Below are 22,528 nucleotides of genomic sequence, written 5' to 3' on the forward strand. Positions count from 1 at the left end.
ATTTTAATAATTATGTGGTAGTCAAAGTAGCATATTAACTAGATTAGGAGTCTAATATGCCAGATAACGCTAAGAAACCAATTCCACCTCTACGTACAAGCCGATCAAGTGATCCTGTAGTACTGCCAAACACGCCACCGCCTAAACCTTCTAGAGCGATACATAACGGGGATTATCAGGCTCCACATGGATGCGCTGTATCTTATCAAGAATCTGCAGCTTGTAGTGGATCTTCATCTAAAATTTCATGTTTTAATAAACGCGACTCACAAAATTATGAAGGCAATGGATATGCTACTATTGGTTGTGAAGGAGATGAATATGCTACTATTTGTAAGGATAAAGATCAACTGGAACACGGTGTGCAAACAGAAAAAAAGTCGTTGTATACTAATAGTACAAGTGGTATAAACAGTGGATCTGATAATACATCACAAAGCGGTAATAGTGTCTTGATAGAAAGTTTATGTCCAAATGATAACGGACAGCAATCCGGTATCGGATCTTCAAGTGATGAGCAAGAAAATTTAACTGCACCTATATTGACTCCTTCTGTATCATCACATGTTAGTGGACCTAGCCTTCGAAATCATCAAGAAAGTGGATCTGACACTACTTCCATCTTATTAGGCAAATGTGATGTCAAGTCTTTACAATTAAATAGAGAAGGAAGTGGTGGCAAACCTACACCTATACTATCAAATGGAGATGGTGACAAGCCTCTACAATCAAGTGTAGTAGGTGGTTGCTTAGAAGATGGTAACTTGACTCCAAAAACAAATCCAAAAACAAATAGGAAATGGAAAAAAATTCTATATCCTCTGAAGGAAAAGAAATTTGTAGTTCCTTTTTCTTTCATATATTCATTGTATGGATCCGCTGCTTTAGTGTATTTTGATAATCCAGAGTTATTTAAAGCATTTCTTCTTAAAAATGTTGTGAATCCTGGAATTATTGCAGATTATAAAATTATATGGGTTATATCGGCTATTCTTATTCCAGTAATATGTATGTTTCTTTTGTCAGCGTTGTATAGGATAAGATATATTGAGGAGCATAAAATTATAAATAATGATTACGATAATGCCATTAAAGAGGTATTTCAGTATCATAAAATAGACACTACAAAAGCTATAAGATCTATGTTTTTAAAATATACAAATAATACTATTGTGGAGCTTCACTTTAATATCCATAAAAAAGACGAAGGAGGTGGAGCTAATGCTGATGCATGGTTTATTCATAAAACTAATAAACTAAATTTATTAGTAAATAATAGGCCGATGTTTACTGTATTGTTAATCAGTTTTATTATGACAAATACAGTGCTTAATTTAGGGTTATATATTACTGGTAATAACTTAGGTATGTTTTATAAGAATATATTATCTAGCAATATAAATATTAGTCATGGCACTGTGCTTTTATTAATTGTGAATCTGTCAGGATTGGTATATTTAGGCTTCCATTATTGGGATAAAATGGGTTGTTGTAGTAGAATATATGTTGAAGATTCTACATATATTGATAATGCTAAAAAAATTAACGAGTTTATTGGAGAGAAAATGCTTAAGGGTGATGTGGGTCAATCATTAGCAGAGTCAGCTCTTGCACAAGTGCATAGACAGATAGGTAAGCAATGTAGTTTGACGTTAAAACAAGTTGTGGTAACTTCGCATAATTCAGATATTGAAGCAGTGTATAATATGGGTTAATTTTCCATCAGTTCTTTATAAAGTTCATGTGATAAATCCGTTTTTTCCCAAGAAAAGCTGCCATCTTCTTTTGCTTGTCTACCGAAATGGCCAAAACATGATGTACATTTATATATTGGACGCTGCAGAGAGAGGTGTTCTATAATTCCACTACTTGATAAGTCTATATTATCATTAATGAATGTAGTAATCCTCTCTTGATCCACTATGCTTGTGCCAAATGTATCGATATAAAATGATGTGGGTTTTGGTATTCCAATAGCATAAGAAAATTGTACAAGACAATGTTCTGCCAGGCCTGCACAAACGATATTTTTTGCTAAATATCTTGCCATATAAGCTGCAGATCTATCTACTTTTGATGCATCTTTTCCAGAAAACGCTCCACCTCCATGCTGTACATATCCACCATATGTATCCACCATGATTTTTCGTCCTGTAAGACCACAATCACCTACTGGACCACCAATGACAAATCTACCAGTAGGATTAACAAACAAATTTTCTTCTGAACACATCCATCCCACAGGTAATGATGACTGAATATGTGGATAGATAATTTCTTTAACATTACTGAAATTTTCATGATGTTGTATCGAAACAACAATATTTTCTGTATATACTGGGACATTGTTTTCATATCTTAAAGTAATCTGTAATTTTGCATCAGGACCTAGGCCATATTGTTCAACTGCATCCATAAGATTTTGCAGGGTTAAATGTGCATAGAAAATAGGTGCAGGCATGAGATTTTCTGTCTCTTTAGTTGCATAGCCATACATTATGCCTTGATCTCCAGCACCATGAGCTACACCTATAGAAATGTCGGTTGATTGTTCATGGAGCAATATCTTTATTTTGACTGTCTCCCAATGAAAGCCATCATTTTTATAGCCAATATTTTTTATTGTATGGCGTACGATCGATTTGATTTCGCTATCTTTCATATTTGGTCCCAGTACTTCTCCTGCTATAATTACATTATCTTTGGTAACTAAAGTTTCTATGGCAGCTCGTGATAGTGGGTCCTTTGTGATATACGCATCAAGTATTGCATCTGAAATTTGATCAGCTACTTTATCTGGATGACCTTTAGCTACTGATTCAGTGGTTTTATATTTATTCATGCTGTTTAAGCTCATTCCTGGTACCCTTAATAATAACCTTAGAAATTTACAGTCACAAGTTTATATATAAAACGTGGCTCAAAGAAATTTTATGTACTTACTTTCATGGTTTTTGCAATAAGTAAAAAAGCCTATTGTTTTGACAAAAAATTAGTATTATATTATAATTAAATATTATTAAGGAGTAATGTATGATAATCGGGGATAAAGTTCTAAATGATGAGGTATTTGTTAAGTTGGGTGTTAAGTTGGAAGAGAATAAGTTGGGAGAGAAATGTTCAACAAATAATATTCTTGGAGAAGTATATAGCTTATTACCAATAGCTCAACAGAAAGAATGGAATAAAGATGGCAATGGTAAATTAAACCCAAATCATGTATTCACGGTTGGTTATCATGCCGGGAAGAGAACATTACTTGAGTCAGCTGCTATGAAAGGGCATTCAAGTTTAATAAGGCATTTTGTGGATGCTGGGGTAGACGTTAATAAAACTGGTAGCAGTGATGAAGGTAGTATTTTGCTTACAATTGCTACTATTGGACGGTACTCGTGTATATCTGAGCTATTAAAGTGTAATGCAAATATTAAGGCCGAGGACAGTAATGGAAATACAATTCTACATGTTATTGCTGCAAATAATATGGGATTTAAAGAAAATAATAATTTAAAGATACTTGAATTATTAATGCAGCCTGAGTACAAAAATAAGCTTAATATTAATGCAAAGAATGATAATGGTGAAGCACCTTTGCATCTTGCTGCTAATAATGGTTATAAAGAAGTAGCTAGCCTTTTAGTAAGAAATGGTGCAGATCATTTAATAAAGGATAACAAGCATTGTGCTGCAATAGATTATGTAAAAGAACATGTAAAAGAAGAATGGAACCGAGATGTCTTTACACCGTCGACGGCATTAGAAGCAGGCAAAATTGAAAGAATTGAGCAGGAGAAATTTTTAAGTAATTAATTTTTTGCTGATCTATTTCATATCTCTAGGAAATAATGTAGCTTTAATTAAACAAATCTTTACTGTTATGAATTAAATTTAAAATTTAATTTTAGGGGAGTAATTTATGCTTATTGGCAGCGCACATATGGCTAGGATATTGAGTGAGGTAAATAATGATCCGGATTTAAGAGAAGAGAATATATCTGGCAAAATATATGAAAAATTGCCAGTATTTCACTCGGAAGAATGGAAGAAGGACAACTTGAATCTAGACCATGAGTTTACGGTTGGCTACTGTGAACGCACGTTACTTGAATCTGCTTCTATGGGGAATTTTACAAATGTGATGCATTATTTAATAAAGGCAGGTGCAAGTGTTGATATGAAAAATGCTAATGGAAATACTGTACTACACACTGTTTCTACTATTGGATTAGAAGATGGTGTACGTATTTTAATAAATAATAATGCATCGATTGATGCACAAGATCAAAATAACCATGCACCTTTACACCTTGCTGTTGCAAACAATCATGTCAGAATAGTGGAACGTCTAATAGAGCAAGGAGCCAAGGTCAATATATGTAATGTTGAACAACAAACACCTTTACACCTTGCCGTTAATAAAGAAATAGAAAACCTTTTGTTAAAAGGAGGCGCAGATCCATCATTAAAAGATTTATCCGGCCATACACCCGAATACTACAGTATGCCTTTAAGTCATTTTAATAATTGCAGCTAAAGTTGATTCGTGGATCATTTCAGAAACGGTTGGATGAGGAAAAATTGTAGATTTAATATCAAGGTCTGTGCCTTCTAATTGTTTTACAAGAGCGAAGCTGTTTATTAATTCTGTTACTTCTGCCCCTATCATATGAGCTCCTAGGATTTCTCCACTCTTTCTATCTATAATGGTTTTTACTAACCCTTCAGTTTCACCTAATGCTATAGATTTACCGTTAAAGTTAGCATAAGATCTTCCTATTTTTATATCATGGCCTGCTGTTTTTGCTTGCTCTTCGGTTAATCCGATGCTTGCTATTTGTGGATAAGAATATATACAATTTGGTATACATTCCCTTTGTAGATGATGTGGTGCCTTGTTAGCTATTTTTTCTATACAGATTACTGCTTCATGGCTTGCTTTATGTGCTAAACATGGAGGACCAGCTACATCGCCAATGGCATATGTGTTTGCCTCGTGAGTTTCATACCATTTATTTGTTTCTATGAAGCCTAAAGAACTTAACTTAATTTTTGTATGCTCTAATCCTATGTTATCAGTATTAGGATGCACACCCACTGCAACGATTACTCTATCAAATTCTATAATTTTATCATTACTAAATTGAACTTCTACAGAATCTTTTTTTTGAATTAAATTTTTTATACTGTTATTCGTGTGTATTGTTATTCCCTGTTTAGTAAATATTTCCTGGGCTAAAATAGATATTTCTTTATCCTCTAATGGTAGAATAGTATCTTTTATTTCTACTATTGTTACATCAACATTTAATGCATTATAAAAACTTGCAAATTCTATTCCAATTGCTCCAGAACCTATAATTAAAAGTGATTTTGGTAATTTATCTGGTATCATTGCATGCTGTGCGTTCCATACTAAATGCCCATCTACTTTAATTCCTGGTAAATTACGAGCCCTGACTCCAGTTGCTATAATAATATGCTCGGATAATATTTCATCATTGTCAGCTACCTTTATATTATGATTACCAGCAAGCTTAGCACAACCTCTATGGACTGTTATATTATTTTTCTGCATTAAATATTCTACACCGCTTGATAATTTATTAACAACATTTCTTGAATATTCTATTATTGATTTAATATCAAAACTTACTCCTTGAACTTTGATGCCAAATTCCTCTGAACGTTTGATTAATCTATAAATCTCGGAGACTCTTAATAGTGATTTTGTTGGTATGCATCCCCAGTTTAAACATACACCTCCTAGGTTGTCTTCTTTTTCAATAATTGCAGTTTTAAATCCAAGCTGTGCTGCTCTAATTGCTGCTATGTAACCACCTGGTCCACTACCTATTACTGTAACATCATAACTCATTGGTTGATTTTCTACTTCTATAGAATTATACCATAAGAGAAGCTTACTATCAAAGATTTAAACTCCTACGACAATATTAGAAAAAATAACTTAGAGTTTAAAAAGGTTATTGCAAGGGAGTTATTGTGCAAAAAGACAAGTTGAGTATGATACTCTTAAAAACATACCAAAATTGATTTGACTTCTATCAGAATCCATGGACAGATAGACCACTACAAAATATTGAAGTAAATAAATGAATTTTTTCAATTGGTGTAGATGGTTTATTTGGGAGACTTTATATGAATAATAATACAAAAAAAAAAGAAGGAAAAAATTGGAGACTCGCATGATATCAAATAAAGGTAGATCACTGCTGGATTATGAATTGCTAGAGCTGGTCAACATATCGTGAGATTCAGAGTAGAGCTGTTGCAGAGAGGCTTATAGATCTTTTTGGGTAATATAGGAAAAGTAATAAGCTCTAATTTCTATGAGATTAAAGATATTAAAGAAGTAAATAATTCAGCAATAGCAAGTATACTTTGTATTAAGAAGACTTTAGAAAGAACGTTGAGGAATAAATGAGAAAAATCAAGGATTATAGATAATAAAAAGGACTTGATAGAATATTTAAAATAGCAATAGGACAATCAAGCAAAGAAAATTTTAGAGTAATCTATTTAAATAAAAAATATCATTTAATAGATGAATATATCCAAGAAATAGGCACTATAGATCAAACACCATTTTATATAAGAGAGATCGTAATTTGTTATTTCCTAATACATTCCATCTTTTTTACTCATGGCTATCCCTAAGAGATAGCCAAGTTTATTATAATTATCCTGAGTAGGCTTAGCATTAGTAAGAATTTGCAGGAACTTATTAACAAAATTAGATGCATCTGTATTAGCATAATGTTCATATTGTTTCATTTCTAGATGACAACTTTAAAAGCTTTAGCTCTTCTGTTAAAGTTATAATATGATCCAATAGAAAAGCTTTAGCTCTTCTGTTAAAGGGTCAGATATATATTCATCTCATCTTATTTCTATTTCATCTGCACTTGAGTTTTCTGGATTTTATCTACGAGGATACTTTTTCACAGGTTGCTGCACAGGAGATTTACTAGGAGAGACTTCTTCAATAGTTGTGTGTGGTGCTTCTTCAAATTGTTCGGTATTAGAATAAGATGGTTGATTATCACCAAATAATTGTCTTTTAGCATTAGCATTCTTGAAAGGAGATTGAGCCTCAACAGGACTAGGACTAGCCTTCAATCCTCCAGGCGTACCGATCTCATGCTGCTTTCTAAGTGGTGTATTTGGTGGTGGTGTTGGAGGGGTATTTATAAGTATTAGAGCATGAGATATTTTTTCATAATCATTAGAATCTAAATCTATATTATCTCGAATATGCGATAAAATGTCTTTGTAACACTTCTCATTACCATAATGACCTCTAATATTCTGTACTACTCCTTTAGAAATATTCTCCCATAAAAACCTTAGCTCTGATTTTACATTCCTAGATGAAGAACATACGCGCTTAATATCCAAACCATATTCTCTAAACTTTGATAAAAATCCTGTTAACCTCTTGCCTACGCTAGCATTATCCTTATCCTTATTCTTATCCTTATCAAATTTAATCAATATTAAATAGCATAGATACATTTCAATATCATAATAACTAATATGTAATTTTTGATTATTATTAACACCTATATCACTGTCATTAGCTAACATGGATATATCAGGTGCTTGATCAGGTAAGTTAGCATGAGACAATATGAAATCACTAATGTGGTTTACTATTCTCGTTCTCGGTAGTGAGTTTCTCGTTCTCGATAGTGAGTGCTTCCCTGTACTTTCTTGTGCTTGACTTTTCTCTTCATTGCGCAAATTGTGCAATTGGGTATATGCTTTAGCAATATTATCATTGATCAGCATCTGTGGTTGTGCTGCTGCATTTATTTTAATAGAAAGCAAACACAGATTCAATAAGAGCAGCTTCTTTAATTTGATGCCTTCTTGTTTTTGCTCTGGTGTAGGTGTATGAGATAATGATATTTTATTGTATTGTTCTAATATCTGACTATATGCTTCAAATGCTTTATTATAGCCTTCTATGCAATATACAGAATGAATATAAAAATTAATATGTTTTACATACTTATCAAATTCTTTCAAATCTCTTAAAGTATCGGCTATGTGTATTGTATATTCCTTTATATATCTATTATAATCCCCTAGATAAAACGGTGACAACAGGTCTTGTATATTATTACGAATCTTTAAGTGCTTGTTATGTAAATGCTTGTAGATATCTCTTTGTAATCCTAATTTTGTATAATCATAATCTATTTTATACTTAAAAAAAGAGGATTGGTATGGATATAAATATAGGAATGCATTGATAATACTGCATTCTATATTGTTTTCCTTATGTACATTGATTTTATTTTGGTAGAAATCACCTTCTATTGTATAAAAAAGTTTTAACATCTTCTTGTACGCAGAGTACAAGTCAGATATAGCTTTCATCCTATCTTCCACATTACTAACACTGTTGGCATTAATATTTTGGATATAATCTTCTACTTTTTCACGTAGATCTTTAAGAGATTTAATCTCTATGGTGGTATTCCTACAATGACTTATGTATATAACATATGTCCTGAGTACATGAGACTGTAGTGAAACATTGTCATTAATAAAAATAGTATCATTAAAACATACCAAAGCTTTCTCAAACTTCTCTTCTAGGATTGCGTGTATACCTTGTTGAACAAGACTATTACAGTTTTTTTGTTCAAAAAAACTGAATAATTTCGACTCAGTCTTAAACATTTTTTTTATGTTATTAGTATGGAATTTATTATCATTATCATTATAATAATTTAATGAGTCCAATAGCTTTGTATTAGCCTGTGCATACATACTCTCACTAATCTTACCTAAACATGTTTTATATTCCTGTCTATGGGGCTCAAGAAAAACCATGGATTTACACTGCATTGTTATACTGCAGTCGAGATAGTCCATACTGTAGATAGTGTTAGTTAAAAAATCTTTATAGTGCTCTTTAATATCAGTTTGAACACCATTATACAAAATAGCAAGGTATACATAACTTGATGCTATATTAGGATACATTTCTTTTGCTTGATTAAAATACATACTACAATCTGTCAGCATATTTTTCAAGAATGTGCTAGCAGCAGGATGGCTTATTTGCTCAGCAGGATACATTATTTGATTTGGCCTACCTACTTCTTTCAGCATCTTTAAGTATATTGACTCAAGTATTTTTCCTGTACATAAATAAGCCTGATGTTTTAGGTAAGGGAAATGACTATTAATGACAATTTGCATATTTTTAAAATAAGATTCAAGAGAACCAACAGAATCATCTGTTGATTCTTCAATTAAATTTTTAAGGTAAATTATATTCGTACTGGTAGAATTATTATCTTCATCAATAGGGTCTGCATTTTCACTTATTTTTGCTTGAATTTCTTGACGTTTTTCGTGCCGCTTTGACATGGATTGATACTGCGGTGTTAATTTGTACTGCTTGAGTAGTGCATCTTTAATCTTATCTAAAGAATGTAGTATGTTAGAGGCATAGTGTAGTGCTATAAAATAATTAATTAATACATATTCATATGAATATGTATTCCAATTTTGTAAAGAAGCTTCTAGTTCACGAATGTGTTTCATATTTTTATGGTGTAGAAACTTTTCAAACATTATATAAATCTTATCCTGAATGATAGAACCTTCTCTGCCACAAACATGATCTTGAAGCATTATATAATTCATGTCATAACTGCTATTGTATTGAGAATACTGTAATTCACACAATGCGCTTTCTAAGCTCTTGCTCATTCTGATAAACTCATTCTCTATAAAAGATTTAATATTGATATTTGCACCATCACCATGTTCATAATATCTTCTTGATAAACGTAGAATTAAATTTTCATTCTTAATATAAGAAGCAATATTGGCTTTTAAGTCATTGCGACGATAATATAACTGTGTTATCCGTGGAATACCTATATTTTCAATCATACACGCTTCCGTAGTTAATATTACTATACCTCGACCATTGTCTTTTATACAGTAAATATCATTATTATTGTTAGCCAAATTGTGGTTAACATAATCATCTATAGTTAATATTACTACTTTACGTTTTGCTTTTCTATTGTAGTTATCTATCAATGCTTCCTTTTCCTTTAAACTTAGGCTGCTCTGCACCAGCGCTATACTTTTATAAATATAATCATCTTTTGCTATATCACGTTCAAATTTTTTAAATAATTCCATTACCTTTTCATGTTCTGAGAAACTTGTGAGCCCTTTGATTAACTTGCTTATAATGGTACTAAATCTCTTTCTATATGCTTCTTGCAAATCATTTGGAGTTAATTTTAGACATATGTCATATGCAGAATGATATTCACGCATATTTATATTAAGCTTCATCTGTAAAAAGAATATATCATTGTTCACACCGTGTGAATGCTTTCCTTGATAGATGGTGGTACACTGATCTATACAGTCAACTGCTTGTTTATAATGATTTTTTTGTAAATAAAATTCTGCAAAAGACATTAATGCTGGCAAATCATTAATATCAGATGATTTATACCACTGGTATATTTCTTTTTCTCTGATTTCTTTCTTATTAATGCAATCTAGCCCATTTACAAGATGGTATTCAGTATGTAGCATTAACATGCCTAAACACTTGAAATATTCTTTACTAAAACTATATGAGATAGAGTATGCCTTTGTTAAAAGAGTTAAAAGTTCATATTGAGCCTTAACATCATTTTTCTTACTAGAGTCCATAAATAATGCATAAGCCGCAAAAAAATGTAGTATACCTCCCTTTACATCATACTCCTTTATCATCTTTTTAGACGAGTTATAACATGATGTGTATTGATCCTTTAATATTTGTTCATTAAATATATCTATAACCTTATCACAAAGAGCGTCTACTTGATTTGCTAACGCCAAATGATACACCATCATCCTCGCTTGATCTTTTTCACAGCTACCATCTAACAAAAATTGAATGGTTTCAATTGTCATATTTATGCAATTGTGAGAAATTTGTTTACCTATACCCCCTTTATATTCTATCTTCTTAATATCTCTATCTTCTAAATATTTTTCAATCACTCTTAGCTTCGTAATGTCTAACTCGTCATTGTTATGATGATATATTGTGGCTGTCTTTTGAGGTAAATCTATATCAAGGCATAAAGCATGAGCGACACCAATGAAATGCATACCAAGAAATACGATCAATCTATTTTCTGCATAAGTATTTTTAATTATATATTCCAAATTGCTATAAACTTTACTGACACCATTAACCATTTCTTGTTTCAAGAATGCATGTGCAACACAATCCTTGTGCGTGGCTTTTACATCTTGCAATCTACAGGTTAATAGTAAATCCGCTATCATATTCATATCATACTCAGTAGCTGCCAAAAGATATGCTTTCGCATTAGCAAAAGCATCACTATCAACTTTCTCTTTTATAACTTTACTATGCTCAACATATCCCTTTACATCATCTGATAAGTCTTCCAAATAGGTTTTAAGGTATTTTTCCATCCATGCTACATCGTGTATTCTATCACTGGTTGGTGAAAGTGCTTCAACTTTAACTGTGGTTGCTGTAGTTATATCTACTGGAAGGATTTCACTTGGTGAAATTAATTCAACTTTAACTTCGATTTCTGGGTTTTCTGTAGTTATCTCTGCTGCAATATTTTCAATTGGTAAAAATGCGCTTCTTTTTTCATTTTGCATTGTAGATTGTTTACTTGTACTTGGTTCACTTGTACTAAATTGTTTGCTCGATTGCTTTATACTGAGCTCTTGTTCTACTATTCTACTATGAGTAGAATTTCCTGAATATTGTTCTGCACCATAGGATATACTAGGTATTTGTGATACACTTGTGGATTGTATATGATACTTATCCGAACTACTTTTTACTTTGTTCTGTGTATCTGTATGTATTTTCATAAAGTGAAACCTGTCTTCATTAAGCACATGAATAATCTTATCATCTTTAAAAACTGCTTTGTAGTATTCTATGGTACCGGTTGTATGTTTTTTGTGAACATCAATTGGTGCGTTATTTCCGTTTTTCTTTGGATATAATTCATGTAAAATTACTTTGCTTTCATCCGTGCCTAGTATCTCGGTAAGATGTAATCCTCGGTTAAATTTTTTACAGAGTATTTCACCTTCAATGTGTGCTCTTCCCCATATAGAATATAAATATTGTAAGTGATCCCCATATTTTCTTTTGTCACTTTCTTCTTCTTTAGCTTGGGGCATGGTTCTTTCTTTTATTTCTTCAGCGTTTATTTCTTCAGCTGTGAACTTGATTCTGTGTAAATATGCACTCCATATATCATTATCTAATTTCTGATATTCTTCGCTACCTGATTCTTTTTCTTCATCGCATAAAAAGTCTCCAGATTCTCCCATTTCATTTCTAGCCTCCTTTATAACATCTTCTTTAACAGATTTATCATTTTTAGCCTCTTCGGCACAAGTTTCACGTAATTTTTTTACCTTTCTACTGTGTGCAGATTCTTCTGATGATTGAGATTCTGATAACCCAAGATCTAATAAAGACAGAGACAAGGCCCATGCATGAAAGAAACAATCACCATCTGCATATTTTTTATCTCTTTCTATCTTGTACTTGTGTCCTTCCACAAACGCATAAAAGATTTTTGCTTGATTATTTAACCCACACTGATCTTTCTCACCTACGCCCAAACAATCCTCATCCCAATCATCTCGCGGATTATCCTCGTCACTACCTGAATCACCACTTATCTGTTCTCCCTCATCTTGATTTTCCTCACCATGATTTGAACCTACTACGTTCCTATCATCCTCATTCTCAAAATCTTGAAGATTATCCTCGTCACTACCTGTATCACTACTTGCTATCATAAATTACCCCAACTTACTAAAAATACACAATATAACGTACTAACTTAATTTTAATACCCCATTTCTAAAACAGGAATCTACTATAGTACTAAGGGTAGTAGTATAACACTACAGTTGTGTGTGTCAACATCTCACCACATAAAAAGTTAAATTTTTTAATAGCAAATTTACAATATAGCTATGTTAAACACACGGCAATAATTCTCCTAGATGCAAAACAATTAATCGTATAGAAGCTGGTGAAGTAATTGAAAGACCAGGTAGTGTAGTAAAGGAATTAGCAGAAAATTCTATTGACGCATGAAGTACAGAAATAGAGATTAAAATAGAAAATGGCGGATGTAATCTTATCTCAGTAGTAGATAATGGCGTTGTATTAGCAAAGATGAGATAATTCATGCATCATGCTACTTCTAAGCTAAAAATGATGATAATTTAACAGAGATTAGACATCTAGGATTTAGAGGAGAAGCTTTACCATCAATTGTTGCAGTTAGTAGAATCAGCTTGTCACCTAAAGTAAATAATACAGATAAAGCATGTTATGAAGGTATAAAGAGAGTAGAGAAGCTTACTCCTTGTGCTTTATATCATGGTATACATATTGAAGTTTGTAACCTGTGTTTTGCTACACCAAATAGACTAAAGTTTTTAAAGAGTGAAAGAGCTGAAACTAAGCATATAGTGAACATTATAAGTAACTTGGCAATGATCAATTATTGTATAGGGTTTACTCTGATCTCTGGTAATAAGAAACTTTTGAAGTATATTAAACAACCCTTATTACTCGGTAGATGTTGATCTTTCATTTGTTCCTCACTTACTAAAAATCACATATGTACTACAGCTACACTAATGTAAACTAGTTGTTTTCTGATATAGGAAACTACTGTAGTATTAAGTACTAGAATACGGAACTATAATTATATATCAATACTTTAATTAAATAAAAAAGTAAAAATTTTTCAATGGAAGCATTTATAATGTGAGATCCATGGCAATAATCCTGTTAGAATCTGTACTCGATCTAAAAGAAAAGGTAAGAATATAAATCCAAGCGATGTAAGTAAAGAGCAGTTCGCAATCATATTGCCAGAGCTTGAATCTTGTCGAAAGAAGAGAAAACCAAGAAAGATGGGATGTATTTTGTGGAGTGTTATATGTTTTGAAAAATGGTTGCCAATGGGGAATGTTACCGAAAGAATTTCCAAAGTTGTTATGATTACTTCAAGATAAAAGAGATGATTGGTGTAACTGTTGAGACTGCAGTCTTTTGTTGTGCTACCAACAAGATGGGTTGTGGAACGCTCCTTTGGATGATTGTGGGAAAAACTGCGAGAAACAAGCTCAATACTAGCCTGCAAATGGTTGTTTTAGCTTTTGCTGTTTTACTTCTCAAAAGATTATGAACAGGTTCTTAAAGAGTATCAATTGAATTTATCATAACAAAAGGACAAGCAAGTAGATTATGCATTAGAAAAAGAGGAAGATAAATTGAAGAAGACATTAAAAGACTTCTTGATATTTATACTGATGAATATATAAGTAAGGAAGAACTTGAGCCAAGAATTAAAGCAATGAGAGAACGTATGAAGAAGATTGAAGAACAGAAGGGAAAAGTGCTTGATCAAGAGAAATTGGAGCAAGGGTGGAAACTCATTACAGATAACCTAGAAAATTTTGCTGCAATTATTCAATTAGGATTTGAACAACCAACTTGGGAGTTGCAACGTAATATTATTAGAATATTGATTAAGCAAATCGAAATTAGTGAAGATAATATATATATAGTCTTTCGTATGAAGGAGCTTACAGTAAATCAAAATTTACATTATTCTCGTAGGAGTTTAAATGGCTGGTCATTCACAATTTTCAAATATTAAACATAGAAAGAATGCTCAAGATTCTAAGCGTTCTCAAAAATTTACTAAATTAATAAGAGAAATAACAGTTGCGGCAAGACAGGGTTTGCCCGATCCTGAACTAAATCCACGTTTACGTTCTGCAATAATTGCTGCACGCAAAGAAAATTTGCCAAAGGATAAAATAGAAACAGCTATCAAAAATGCATCTGGCAATATTACTGAAGAAAATTATGAGGAAGTACAATATGAAGGTTATGGACCTTCAGGTACTGCATTTATTATTTATGCTGTAACAAATAATCGTAATCGTACAGCTGCTGAGATACGCCATATTTTTTCTCGTATGGGAGGTAATCTAGGAGAAACAGGTAGCGTAAATTACCTTTTTAACTATATTGGCTTAGTTGTCTATAATGCTAGTAATATAAATTTTGATGAACTGTTTAATTATGGAATTGAACTAGGAGTGTTGAATGTTGAACTACAAGACGGATTATATCTAGTAACTTGTGAAGTGAAAAATTTTGGTCTGGTACGTGACACTTTATATAATAAGTTTGGAGAACCAGAATTTGCACGCCTTGCGTGGCAACCAAAAGATCCTATTGAAGTTAATGATGAAGAACTAGCTAAAAAAATATCTGCTTTGATTGAAGCATTAGAAGATAATGATGATGTACAGTATGTGGAAGGTAATTTTACCATGGTGTATAGTTGACAATATTTACCGTATACTATACACATAAATTTTAGCATAAATACGAGGTATATTTTATGAAAGTAAGTAATAATTTTTTGAGTAGAGATTTCAAAGGATGGGAAAGCCAGACAAAAGAGGTTGTATTAGATAATCTAAAAGTTGATGGACAAATTCCTAGCTGGATATCGGGTAGCTTAATCGCAAATGGGCCGGCACAGTTTGAAGTAGGAACTACTCATTTCAAGCATTGGTTTGATGGCTTTGCTATGATTAAAAAGTTTACTTTTGATTCTGGTAAAGTAAGTTTTAGGAACCGCTTTTTACTTTCTGAACAGTATGCAAAAAGTAATGCCAACGGTGGATTATATAAAAATGGGTTTGAAACATATGCAATAGAAGGGCAAGGGCATATACAACGGGTACTTTATACGGTGAAAAATCTGTTCCAAGGTCAAAGTAGCATGCTTGATGACTGTAACGTACATATATTAAAAATAGGTGAGCATTTTGGTGCTGTGACTGAAACCAGTAATATTATAAAGTTTGATCAAAATGATCTTAGAACAATCGGTTCTTTAAAGTTTGATGATGATTTGCCGGCTTTTGCTGTGAGTACAGCACATCCTCATTTAGACGTTGATACAGGTGAGATGATTAATGTTTTAGTAGAATTTGGAAGAGAAAATAAACATCATATTTATAAAATTGCTCCTAATAGCTTGAAGCGTGAAATTATTGCAACATATCCACCAAAGGGCTACCCTAAAGAGAAGCAACCATTTTATGTGCATAGTTTTAGCATTACGCCGAATTATGTTATTTTGTTTAAAACACCACTAGTTCTGAGTCCATTGAAATTGCTTTTTAATTATACGTTTAATGATGCTTTATCATATAAAAAAAAGATTGATTATTCATCTTTTGTTATTATTAATAGGAAAAATGGTGATATACGAGAAATTCAAACGGATCCATTTATCTGTTTACATAGTGCTAATGCTTATGAGCATAGAAATATTGATACACATCAAAACGAAATCATTTTAGATTTAGTATGCTATGATATGCAAAGTCAAAGTAATATTTATTCACCACTTTTTCTCTCAGACTTAAAAGAAAAAGGAATGGTGGACTTTGATGGCACTCTCAAACGTTATACAGTTAATTTAAATACAGAAAAATGTCATCATAGAAGTCTACCGGCTCACTCTTCGCCTGTAGAATTTCCGCGTATCAATTATAAAGCAGTAAATGGTAAAAAGTATAATTTCTTGTATACTACTGCAATGACAGGGTCTAGGCCGCTAAAATTTTATAATTCAGTACAAAAAATTAATCTACAGGATGAGAAAATTCAGTTATGGGGAGAAGATAATTATTATTTTGGTGAGCCTATATTTGTGCCACGTAACAACGATAACTCACAAGGAAATGATGGTGTGTTATTAGCTATTGCATATAACGATAACACAAAGTGTTCTTCTATTGTAGTCATAGATGCACATAGTATGCAGAAAATTGGAGAAGCACATCTACCAATACATTTACCTTTTGGGCTGCATGGAAATTTTTACCGTCATAATTCTTGCGCAGAAGTAGACAATGAAACAGTAAAGACAGACCATGATACTTACATGAAGGACGCGTAAACATAGAATGTAAAAGTAGCGTATGTAGTAGCGTAAACTTATAGCTTTAGCTAAAGCTATAAGTTTATCTAGATTTTAGCCAATGATCATTGATAGAATACCTATCTGTACAAGCAATACTTGCGTTATTTTTTATGCATGGGCTTTTTAGTTTAGGTTTTGTACACCCTCCTGGTAAAATAAATAAAGTTAAAACTAGAAATAATAATTTTTTTAACATAATACACCTTCTTGAACTTTATTAGCAGACAATACATTAGTCTGCTTAATGCTCAAGCGTAGCTTAATGTAACTATCTACAATCTTTATTGCTGCTTCTTCTTTGTTTCGTAAAAAGTGATTTGCATCCTCTATTGTATGGAACTGCATGTATTTACTTTTTACTGAATTTGTTAACCTCCTTACTAAATATGATATATCACTTTCATCGGACAGTGTATCATTGCTGCTATGTATAACAAGTCCGGGTACAGGACAAGGAGAGAGAAAAGAAAAATCGTAGTGAGTGGCAGGAAGTGAAATTGTTATAAAGCTTACTACTTCTGGACGTCGCATTGTAAGCTGCATGGCTATCCACGCTCCAAAAGAAAAACCAGCTACCCAGATAGGTGATTTGCTAGAATTATATTCTTGAAGCCAGTCAATAGCTACTGAAGCATCTATTAACTCTCCCATACCTTTATCAAAAGTGCCACTTGATTTTCCTATACCACGGAAATTAATCTTGAGCGTGGAAAAGTCGTTCTGAACAAAAGTTGTATATATACTATCTATCATTTTATGATTCATATTTCCACCATACTGTGGATGATGATGTAAGATTAATGCAACAGGTGCATCAACATTCTGACTTTGATGATATTCACCTTCAATTTTTTCTGTTGTATTATTTAAAAAAACTTCTACCATTACTATTAGACCCTATAAACTGACTTTATTAAGTATCTATTAATTCAGCTTTTTTTGCAATAAATTTTTGTTACGATGAAGTATGGTTATATATATGCTGATTATAATGCAACTGCTCCTATTAGCGAAAATATAAAACAAGCTATCTCCGAAGTTTTATCATTACAAACACTCAATCCCTCATCATTACATCAAGGTGGACTTGCAGCAAGAAAAATTCTGCAAAATACAAGAGATAGTATATATAATTTTATGGGTGTATGTAAAAACAAGAAAATAGTTTTTACTTCTTCTGCAACCGAAGCAAATAACCTTGCTATGAATGGACTTAAGGATCACATACATGTGGTTTCAGCAATAGAACATCCGTCAATTCTTTATTCTGCCAATAAACCTTACATAATACCTGTTAATAGAGATGGGGTAATTGAACTTATCGCGCTAGAAAAGACTCTTGAGAAATTAAGGGGCAATAAAGTATTAGTTTCTGTAATGTTAGCTAATAATGAGACAGGAGTAATACAGCCAATTCATCAAATATCTGAAATAGCTCATTCTTTTGGTGCAATATGTCACACTGATGCTGTTCAAGGTATTGGAAAAATTACGGTTAATATGGAAGATTTAGGAGTAGATCTATTGACGTTATCTGCTCATAAAATTGGCGGTATAGCTGGTAGTGGAGTGTTAATATTTGATAAACAGCAGAAAATAGAGCCCATAATTTATGGTGGAGGACAAGAAAATGGATTGCGTGGAGGAACAGAAAATATAGTTGCAATTGCAGCTTTATCTGCTGCATTACATGATGTTCCAAAATTATTGGCCAAGATGAAAGAGGTAGAAACTTTGCGTAATAGACTAGAATATGAATTATTAAGCCTTGCTCATGATATAGTAATATTTGGTAAAAACTCACATAGATTACCAAATACGAGTTATATATATATGCCTGGAGTAAAAAGCGATGTACAGCTTATGAATTTTGATTTAAACAATATTGCAGTTAGCAATGGGTCAGCTTGTTCTGCTGGCAGAGTTGAATCTTCCCATGTATTATTGGCAATGGGGGCTACAAAAGAGCAAGCTGAATGCTCACTCAGAGTAAGTATAGGGTGGAATACTACATATAGAGATATAGAAAAGATAAAAGATTGTTGGTATGCTATATATGGTAAACATATAAAACTATCTACTAAAAAGTAGTCTTTCTATATGTTTTCAAGAATACTGCTTGTTTCGTTATTATGCTGTAAACTTAGTAAATAATGGTAATGGGAGTTTAATGACTGATATGTGGAAGATCAGACCTTTTACAATAATTTTCTGTTTCGCAAAAGTCTAAAATAAGAATTAACAGACGTATATCAATTTCACATCGACTTAACTGTTTAAATTGCGGTCTGTAACATAGGGCTGTTTAGTTTTGTTTTGTACACAGAACTAATATGTTTAACATATGTTTTTCTGTCCTTCATTGCAATATTGTATAATTGTTGCTGCTACTTCTTCAATTGATTTTTGTGTAACATTAATAACTAGCCATTTTTGTTCTTTAAATAGATCTTCTGATTTTTTGATTTCAGTTTTAACTTTTTCATAATCTGCATATGTTTTATTATTTTCATTATTGATTGCGGTAAGCCTATTTTTGCGTATTTCTATAAGCCTTTTAACATCTATTGTTAGCCCTATCACCAGTTTGTTTTTTAATTTTTCTAAATCAATATAAAATGGTATATCATCAATAAACGGAATGTTTATTACTTTATAACCACGGTAAGCCAAGTACATACTGGTTGGTGATTTTGATGTGCGAGATATACCTACCAAAATTATATCTGCTTTATCGATATCTTGTATGCTTTGTCCATCGTCATGATTAATAGTATAATTTATTGCTTCAATACGTTGAAAATACTCGTTATTTATTTCAGTATATAAATTAGGGTTTAAATCTTTTTGGATATCTAGGTAAGATGAAATCTCACGTATAATATGTGATAATATTGCTATATAAGGGACTTTTAATTTTGCACAATTGTCTTTTAGATATTTTCTTAATTCATCATCAGTAACTGTGCATATTACAAAATTATATTCATTATTCTTGTTTTTAATTTTTTTTATAATATTATTAATCTGCTTTTTGCTGTCTACAAAAGACCAAACATATTCAACTGTTTCCACAGATTTAAAGTGCTTCAATGCCGATTTTGCTACTGATACGACTGTCTCACCACTTGAATCGGATACTAAGTGTAAGTTAAGTGTTTTGGGAACCATATATACTATCATTATAGTAAAATTTACAGCTTGTTAAGAAAATTTTTGCTTGTATATATTTTTATTTTAGGCACTATCTTAAAGTGCTTATGGCATAAATTTGTGTATTGATTAGGGTGTTATATGACAGCAGCAGAAGAATTACAAGTATTCCCAAGTGAAGTATATGGTGGTGTAAATTCTATGTTTAATGATGCTATTCTTGAGGAAGTGCGTGACAGTGATGGCTGCAATAGAAAAAAATATTTACACGGTAAACATAAAAGTTGGTATGGTATAAAGCAATATTCTGATGGCAAATGCTATATAAAGCAATATCCTGATGGCAAATGCTATGTAAGCATGTATGTAAAAAATATTAATGCCAGTGATTTCTTGGAGAGTGAATCTTATAAACAAATAAAGGTCAATGGATTTGTACTAAGAAGTGCAGAAAATAAAGACGCACCTGCTTTATTAATATGTAATGTAGATGAAAATGGTGTAAGAGATTATCACATGCTAGATTTGAATAATCACAATGTTACAATGATTATAAAGCGAGAAGTAAATGATAAGCAAGTTCAGATTCAATTAATTATTACAGGAAAGGGTAAAGAACTGACATATCACGTAAAATACAAACAAGCTGATCTTGATGATATAGCTGATCTTGATGATATAAAAGAATACGAAAGTCAGCACAAAACCGTCAAAATCAATGGTGTGTACTTGGACGAGTTTTTAGGAACGTTTGTCGAAGAACAGCATCCATCTACAAGAATGGACGAAGTAAATACCAATGCTGTACAACAAGAAGTCATAAGAGCAAATGACATTATGGATTGAAATATATTGATCAGTCATTGTATAAGGTGCTCAGACATGCTGTTAAGCCCAACGAGTTTTACATGTTTTTCCAAAAAAGCCTTGCCATGGCTTATGGTTATTTGTGTTCTGTTTTTTATAGTTGGTATACTAGTAGCTGTGGTTTTTTCTCCAGAGGACTATAAACAAGGAGAGATAGCCAAAGTAATGCATATCCATGTTCCTGCAGCATGGCTTTCTCTTGCAATATATTGTTTAATTGCATTATTAAGTTTTATTTCACTAGTTTGGAATAATAGTGTAGCTGCTATTTTAGCGTATAGTGCAGCACCTGCTGGTGTTGTTTTTTCTGCAATATGCTTGATTACAGGCAGTATATGGGGAAAAGGTACATGGGGTACCTGGTGGGTCTGGGATGCACGTCTTACTTCGATGTTAATTTTATTTTTCTTATATATTGGATATCTTGCATTATGGTCTTCTTTTTTTAATAAAGTTAGAGCAGAAAAGTCTGCAGCAGTATTTGCTATTTTTAGTGCTATCAATATTCCTATAGTAAAATTTTCTGTAAACTTATGGTCAACTTTACATCAACCTGCAAGTATTATAAGAAGGGGCGGTATAGCAATTGATAAGTCGTTTTTATTACCGTTGATAACAATGTTCATGTTTTGTATCACATTTTTTTTAGTAGTGTGGATATTACATTTTCTTTTTTTAATAAATTCCTATAAAATCAAGCGGGAAATAAGTTTACGATATTAAAGATGCTTTAAATCTCCAGAACTTTTCTTTACCAGTACTAATTCCTATCCGTGGTGTACAAATATAATCTAGTGTTAAATTAGATTCATAGACACAAAACTCATGGTTTGTTGTCAAGTCTTGTTTGTTGTGTGCTTTTGTAATATTTAATCTTTTACATAATATTCCAGGTCCGTGCAAATTTGTCTCCATTGGGGCAATGAGCTTGAGTCCTCGTATTAATACCGCTGCAGGAAATCCTTCTCTTTCAGTAACAATATTTAAGCAGTAGTACATACCATATATAAAATATACATATGAGAATCCAGGTGTAGAAAACATTACTGAAGAACGAGGGGTATAACCTCTTGCTGCATGACATGCTGGATCATCTGTACCTATGTATGCTTCAACTTCGGTAATAACTCCACTATAATTAGAAAATTTCAAAATTTTCCCTAATAACTCTTCAGCAACAACTAGCGTAGAACGGTTATAAAAACTTCGTGGTAATATTATCATGATTTTTAATGCTATTCTTGTGCTACATCTTTACCGTAATTTTCAAAAGAAACACAATATGAGATTCAATATCATTGCTGACCTTCAATACTTTTTCTTATTTTTGCACTCATCTTATTCCTATTTCTTCTTCTGGCATTTCACAAAAGTTGTACATAGGTTTTGCAATATCTCTTTTA

At 32.1% G+C, this 22,528-nt stretch carries 19 protein-coding genes and 1 pseudogene; 12 read left to right on the forward strand and 8 right to left on the reverse strand.

Annotated elements, in window-relative coordinates; all coding sequences use genetic code 11:
* Positions 1–56: 56 nt before the first annotated feature.
* The gene (locus tag BIY23_RS00950; protein WP_070064690.1) at positions 57–1,715 is read left to right on the forward strand and encodes a hypothetical protein; all 1,659 of its coding nucleotides are present in this window, start codon (positions 57–59) and stop codon (positions 1,713–1,715) included.
* On the opposite strand, the gene metK is transcribed toward BIY23_RS00950, so the two are convergent.
* Positions 1,712–2,842, reverse strand: a complete 1,131-nt coding sequence (gene metK / locus BIY23_RS00955; RefSeq protein ID WP_070064848.1) for a methionine adenosyltransferase — start codon at positions 2,840–2,842, stop codon at positions 1,712–1,714. The genes BIY23_RS00950 and metK overlap by 4 nt on opposite strands.
* 191 nt (positions 2,843–3,033) lie before the next feature.
* Here metK and BIY23_RS00960 point away from each other — a divergent pair, with 191 nt between their 5' ends.
* Together BIY23_RS00960 and BIY23_RS00965 are read left to right on the forward strand one after the other, a co-directional pair.
* Positions 3,034–3,810, forward strand: coding sequence for an ankyrin repeat domain-containing protein (locus BIY23_RS00960; protein WP_070064691.1), 777 nt, complete (start codon positions 3,034–3,036; stop codon positions 3,808–3,810).
* Positions 3,811–3,916: 106 nt separating this feature from the next.
* The gene (locus BIY23_RS00965; protein ID WP_070064692.1) at positions 3,917–4,534 is read left to right on the forward strand and encodes an ankyrin repeat domain-containing protein; all 618 of its coding nucleotides are present in this window, start codon (positions 3,917–3,919) and stop codon (positions 4,532–4,534) included.
* Here the strand turns inward: BIY23_RS00965 and lpdA are convergent.
* Positions 4,508–5,875 carry a dihydrolipoyl dehydrogenase gene (lpdA, locus tag BIY23_RS00970; RefSeq protein WP_070064693.1) on the reverse strand — a complete coding sequence of 456 codons (1,368 nt, stop codon included), beginning with the start codon at positions 5,873–5,875 and terminating at the stop codon, positions 4,508–4,510. The two genes, BIY23_RS00965 and lpdA, sit on opposite strands and share 27 nt — an antisense overlap.
* Before the next feature lie 623 nt (positions 5,876–6,498).
* Between lpdA and BIY23_RS05635 the strand changes: the two genes are divergently transcribed.
* On the forward strand, positions 6,499–6,675 hold the full coding sequence (locus BIY23_RS05635) for a JAB domain-containing protein (RefSeq protein ID WP_390903696.1): 177 nt from the start codon (positions 6,499–6,501) through the stop codon (positions 6,673–6,675).
* Here BIY23_RS05635 and BIY23_RS05170 read toward each other — a convergent pair.
* Both BIY23_RS05170 and BIY23_RS00975 read right to left on the reverse strand, forming a co-directional pair.
* Positions 6,637–6,792 carry a hypothetical protein gene (locus BIY23_RS05170; RefSeq protein ID WP_186820123.1) on the reverse strand — a complete coding sequence of 52 codons (156 nt, stop codon included), beginning with the start codon at positions 6,790–6,792 and terminating at the stop codon, positions 6,637–6,639. The two genes, BIY23_RS05635 and BIY23_RS05170, sit on opposite strands and share 39 nt — an antisense overlap.
* Positions 6,793–6,939: 147 nt before the next feature.
* A complete protein-coding gene (locus BIY23_RS00975) occupies positions 6,940–12,867 on the reverse strand; it encodes an OTU domain-containing protein (RefSeq protein WP_070064694.1) in 5,928 nt (1,975 codons plus the stop codon).
* Between the two features lie 158 nt (positions 12,868–13,025).
* On the opposite strand from BIY23_RS00975, the pseudogene mutL reads away from it, so the two are divergent.
* From mutL to BIY23_RS01005, 5 genes and pseudogenes are all read left to right on the forward strand, one after another.
* Positions 13,026–13,662 (forward strand): annotated as a pseudogene (gene mutL, locus BIY23_RS05365) (DNA mismatch repair endonuclease MutL); the annotation flags it as partial.
* Between the two features lie 304 nt (positions 13,663–13,966).
* Positions 13,967–14,089, forward strand: coding sequence for a transposase (locus BIY23_RS04825; protein ID WP_081326503.1), 123 nt, complete (start codon positions 13,967–13,969; stop codon positions 14,087–14,089).
* Between the two features lie 367 nt (positions 14,090–14,456).
* Complete coding sequence (locus BIY23_RS00995; RefSeq protein WP_148115195.1) at positions 14,457–14,750, forward strand: hypothetical protein; 294 nt, start codon at positions 14,457–14,459, stop codon at positions 14,748–14,750.
* Complete coding sequence (locus BIY23_RS01000) at positions 14,719–15,450, forward strand: YebC/PmpR family DNA-binding transcriptional regulator (protein ID WP_070064699.1); 732 nt, start codon at positions 14,719–14,721, stop codon at positions 15,448–15,450. The genes BIY23_RS00995 and BIY23_RS01000 overlap by 32 nt, the downstream gene beginning before the upstream one ends.
* A gap of 56 nt (positions 15,451–15,506) precedes the next feature.
* Positions 15,507–17,081 (forward strand): carotenoid oxygenase family protein, encoded by a 1,575-nt coding sequence (locus BIY23_RS01005; protein WP_070064700.1) that lies wholly within the window; start codon positions 15,507–15,509, stop codon positions 17,079–17,081.
* A gap of 64 nt (positions 17,082–17,145) precedes the next feature.
* On the opposite strand, the gene BIY23_RS01010 is transcribed toward BIY23_RS01005, so the two are convergent.
* Both BIY23_RS01010 and BIY23_RS01015 read right to left on the reverse strand, forming a co-directional pair.
* Entirely contained in the window at positions 17,146–17,301 is a 156-nt protein-coding gene (locus tag BIY23_RS01010; protein WP_070064701.1) for a type IV secretion system protein VirB7, read from the reverse strand.
* Positions 17,295–17,990 (reverse strand): alpha/beta hydrolase, encoded by a 696-nt coding sequence (locus BIY23_RS01015; RefSeq protein ID WP_070064702.1) that lies wholly within the window; start codon positions 17,988–17,990, stop codon positions 17,295–17,297. Before BIY23_RS01015 ends, BIY23_RS01010 begins: the two co-directional genes overlap by 7 nt.
* Before the next feature lie 75 nt (positions 17,991–18,065).
* On the opposite strand from BIY23_RS01015, the gene BIY23_RS01020 reads away from it, so the two are divergent.
* Entirely contained in the window at positions 18,066–19,196 is a 1,131-nt protein-coding gene (locus BIY23_RS01020) for a cysteine desulfurase family protein (protein ID WP_070064703.1), read from the forward strand.
* A 246-nt stretch (positions 19,197–19,442) separates the two neighbouring features.
* On the opposite strand, the gene BIY23_RS01025 is transcribed toward BIY23_RS01020, so the two are convergent.
* Positions 19,443–20,276: a pyruvate, water dikinase regulatory protein gene (locus BIY23_RS01025; RefSeq protein ID WP_070064849.1), complete on the reverse strand. Its 834-nt coding sequence runs from the start codon at positions 20,274–20,276 to the stop codon at positions 19,443–19,445.
* Between the two features lie 123 nt (positions 20,277–20,399).
* On the opposite strand from BIY23_RS01025, the gene BIY23_RS01030 reads away from it, so the two are divergent.
* Complete coding sequence (locus BIY23_RS01030; protein ID WP_070064704.1) at positions 20,400–21,104, forward strand: hypothetical protein; 705 nt, start codon at positions 20,400–20,402, stop codon at positions 21,102–21,104.
* 9 nt (positions 21,105–21,113) lie between these two features.
* Positions 21,114–21,848, forward strand: coding sequence for a heme ABC transporter permease CcmC (gene ccmC / locus BIY23_RS01035; protein ID WP_261722492.1), 735 nt, complete (start codon positions 21,114–21,116; stop codon positions 21,846–21,848).
* Here ccmC and BIY23_RS01040 read toward each other — a convergent pair.
* Positions 21,837–22,349 carry a DNA-3-methyladenine glycosylase gene (locus tag BIY23_RS01040; RefSeq protein WP_070064706.1) on the reverse strand — a complete coding sequence of 171 codons (513 nt, stop codon included), beginning with the start codon at positions 22,347–22,349 and terminating at the stop codon, positions 21,837–21,839. The genes ccmC and BIY23_RS01040 overlap by 12 nt on opposite strands.
* Between the last annotated feature and the right edge of the window lie 179 nt (positions 22,350–22,528).

Source organism: Wolbachia pipientis (assembly GCF_001752665.1).
Classification (GTDB): domain Bacteria; phylum Pseudomonadota; class Alphaproteobacteria; order Rickettsiales; family Anaplasmataceae; genus Wolbachia; species Wolbachia pipientis_A.

What these genes read in the sequence shown, in the direction of transcription:
- BIY23_RS00950 (WP_070064690.1), top strand. Translation starts at nt 57, where the DNA reads ATGCCAGATAACGCTAAGAAACCAATTCCACCTCTACGTACAAGCCGA.
- metK (WP_070064848.1), bottom strand. Translation starts at nt 2,842, where the DNA reads ATGAATAAATATAAAACCACTGAATCAGTAGCTAAAGGTCATCCAGAT.
- BIY23_RS00960 (WP_070064691.1), top strand. Translation starts at nt 3,034, where the DNA reads ATGATAATCGGGGATAAAGTTCTAAATGATGAGGTATTTGTTAAGTTG.
- BIY23_RS00965 (WP_070064692.1), top strand. Translation starts at nt 3,917, where the DNA reads ATGCTTATTGGCAGCGCACATATGGCTAGGATATTGAGTGAGGTAAAT.
- lpdA (WP_070064693.1), bottom strand. Translation starts at nt 5,875, where the DNA reads ATGAGTTATGATGTTACAGTAATAGGTAGTGGACCAGGTGGTTACATA.
- BIY23_RS05170 (WP_186820123.1), bottom strand. Translation starts at nt 6,792, where the DNA reads ATGAAACAATATGAACATTATGCTAATACAGATGCATCTAATTTTGTT.
- BIY23_RS00975 (WP_070064694.1), bottom strand. Translation starts at nt 12,867, where the DNA reads ATGATAGCAAGTAGTGATACAGGTAGTGACGAGGATAATCTTCAAGAT.
- BIY23_RS00995 (WP_148115195.1), top strand. Translation starts at nt 14,457, where the DNA reads ATGAAGAAGATTGAAGAACAGAAGGGAAAAGTGCTTGATCAAGAGAAA.
- BIY23_RS01000 (WP_070064699.1), top strand. Translation starts at nt 14,719, where the DNA reads ATGGCTGGTCATTCACAATTTTCAAATATTAAACATAGAAAGAATGCT.
- BIY23_RS01005 (WP_070064700.1), top strand. Translation starts at nt 15,507, where the DNA reads ATGAAAGTAAGTAATAATTTTTTGAGTAGAGATTTCAAAGGATGGGAA.
- BIY23_RS01010 (WP_070064701.1), bottom strand. Translation starts at nt 17,301, where the DNA reads ATGTTAAAAAAATTATTATTTCTAGTTTTAACTTTATTTATTTTACCA.
- BIY23_RS01015 (WP_070064702.1), bottom strand. Translation starts at nt 17,990, where the DNA reads ATGGTAGAAGTTTTTTTAAATAATACAACAGAAAAAATTGAAGGTGAA.
- BIY23_RS01020 (WP_070064703.1), top strand. Translation starts at nt 18,066, where the DNA reads ATGAAGTATGGTTATATATATGCTGATTATAATGCAACTGCTCCTATT.
- BIY23_RS01025 (WP_070064849.1), bottom strand. Translation starts at nt 20,276, where the DNA reads ATGGTTCCCAAAACACTTAACTTACACTTAGTATCCGATTCAAGTGGT.
- BIY23_RS01030 (WP_070064704.1), top strand. Translation starts at nt 20,400, where the DNA reads ATGACAGCAGCAGAAGAATTACAAGTATTCCCAAGTGAAGTATATGGT.
- BIY23_RS01040 (WP_070064706.1), bottom strand. Translation starts at nt 22,349, where the DNA reads ATGATAATATTACCACGAAGTTTTTATAACCGTTCTACGCTAGTTGTT.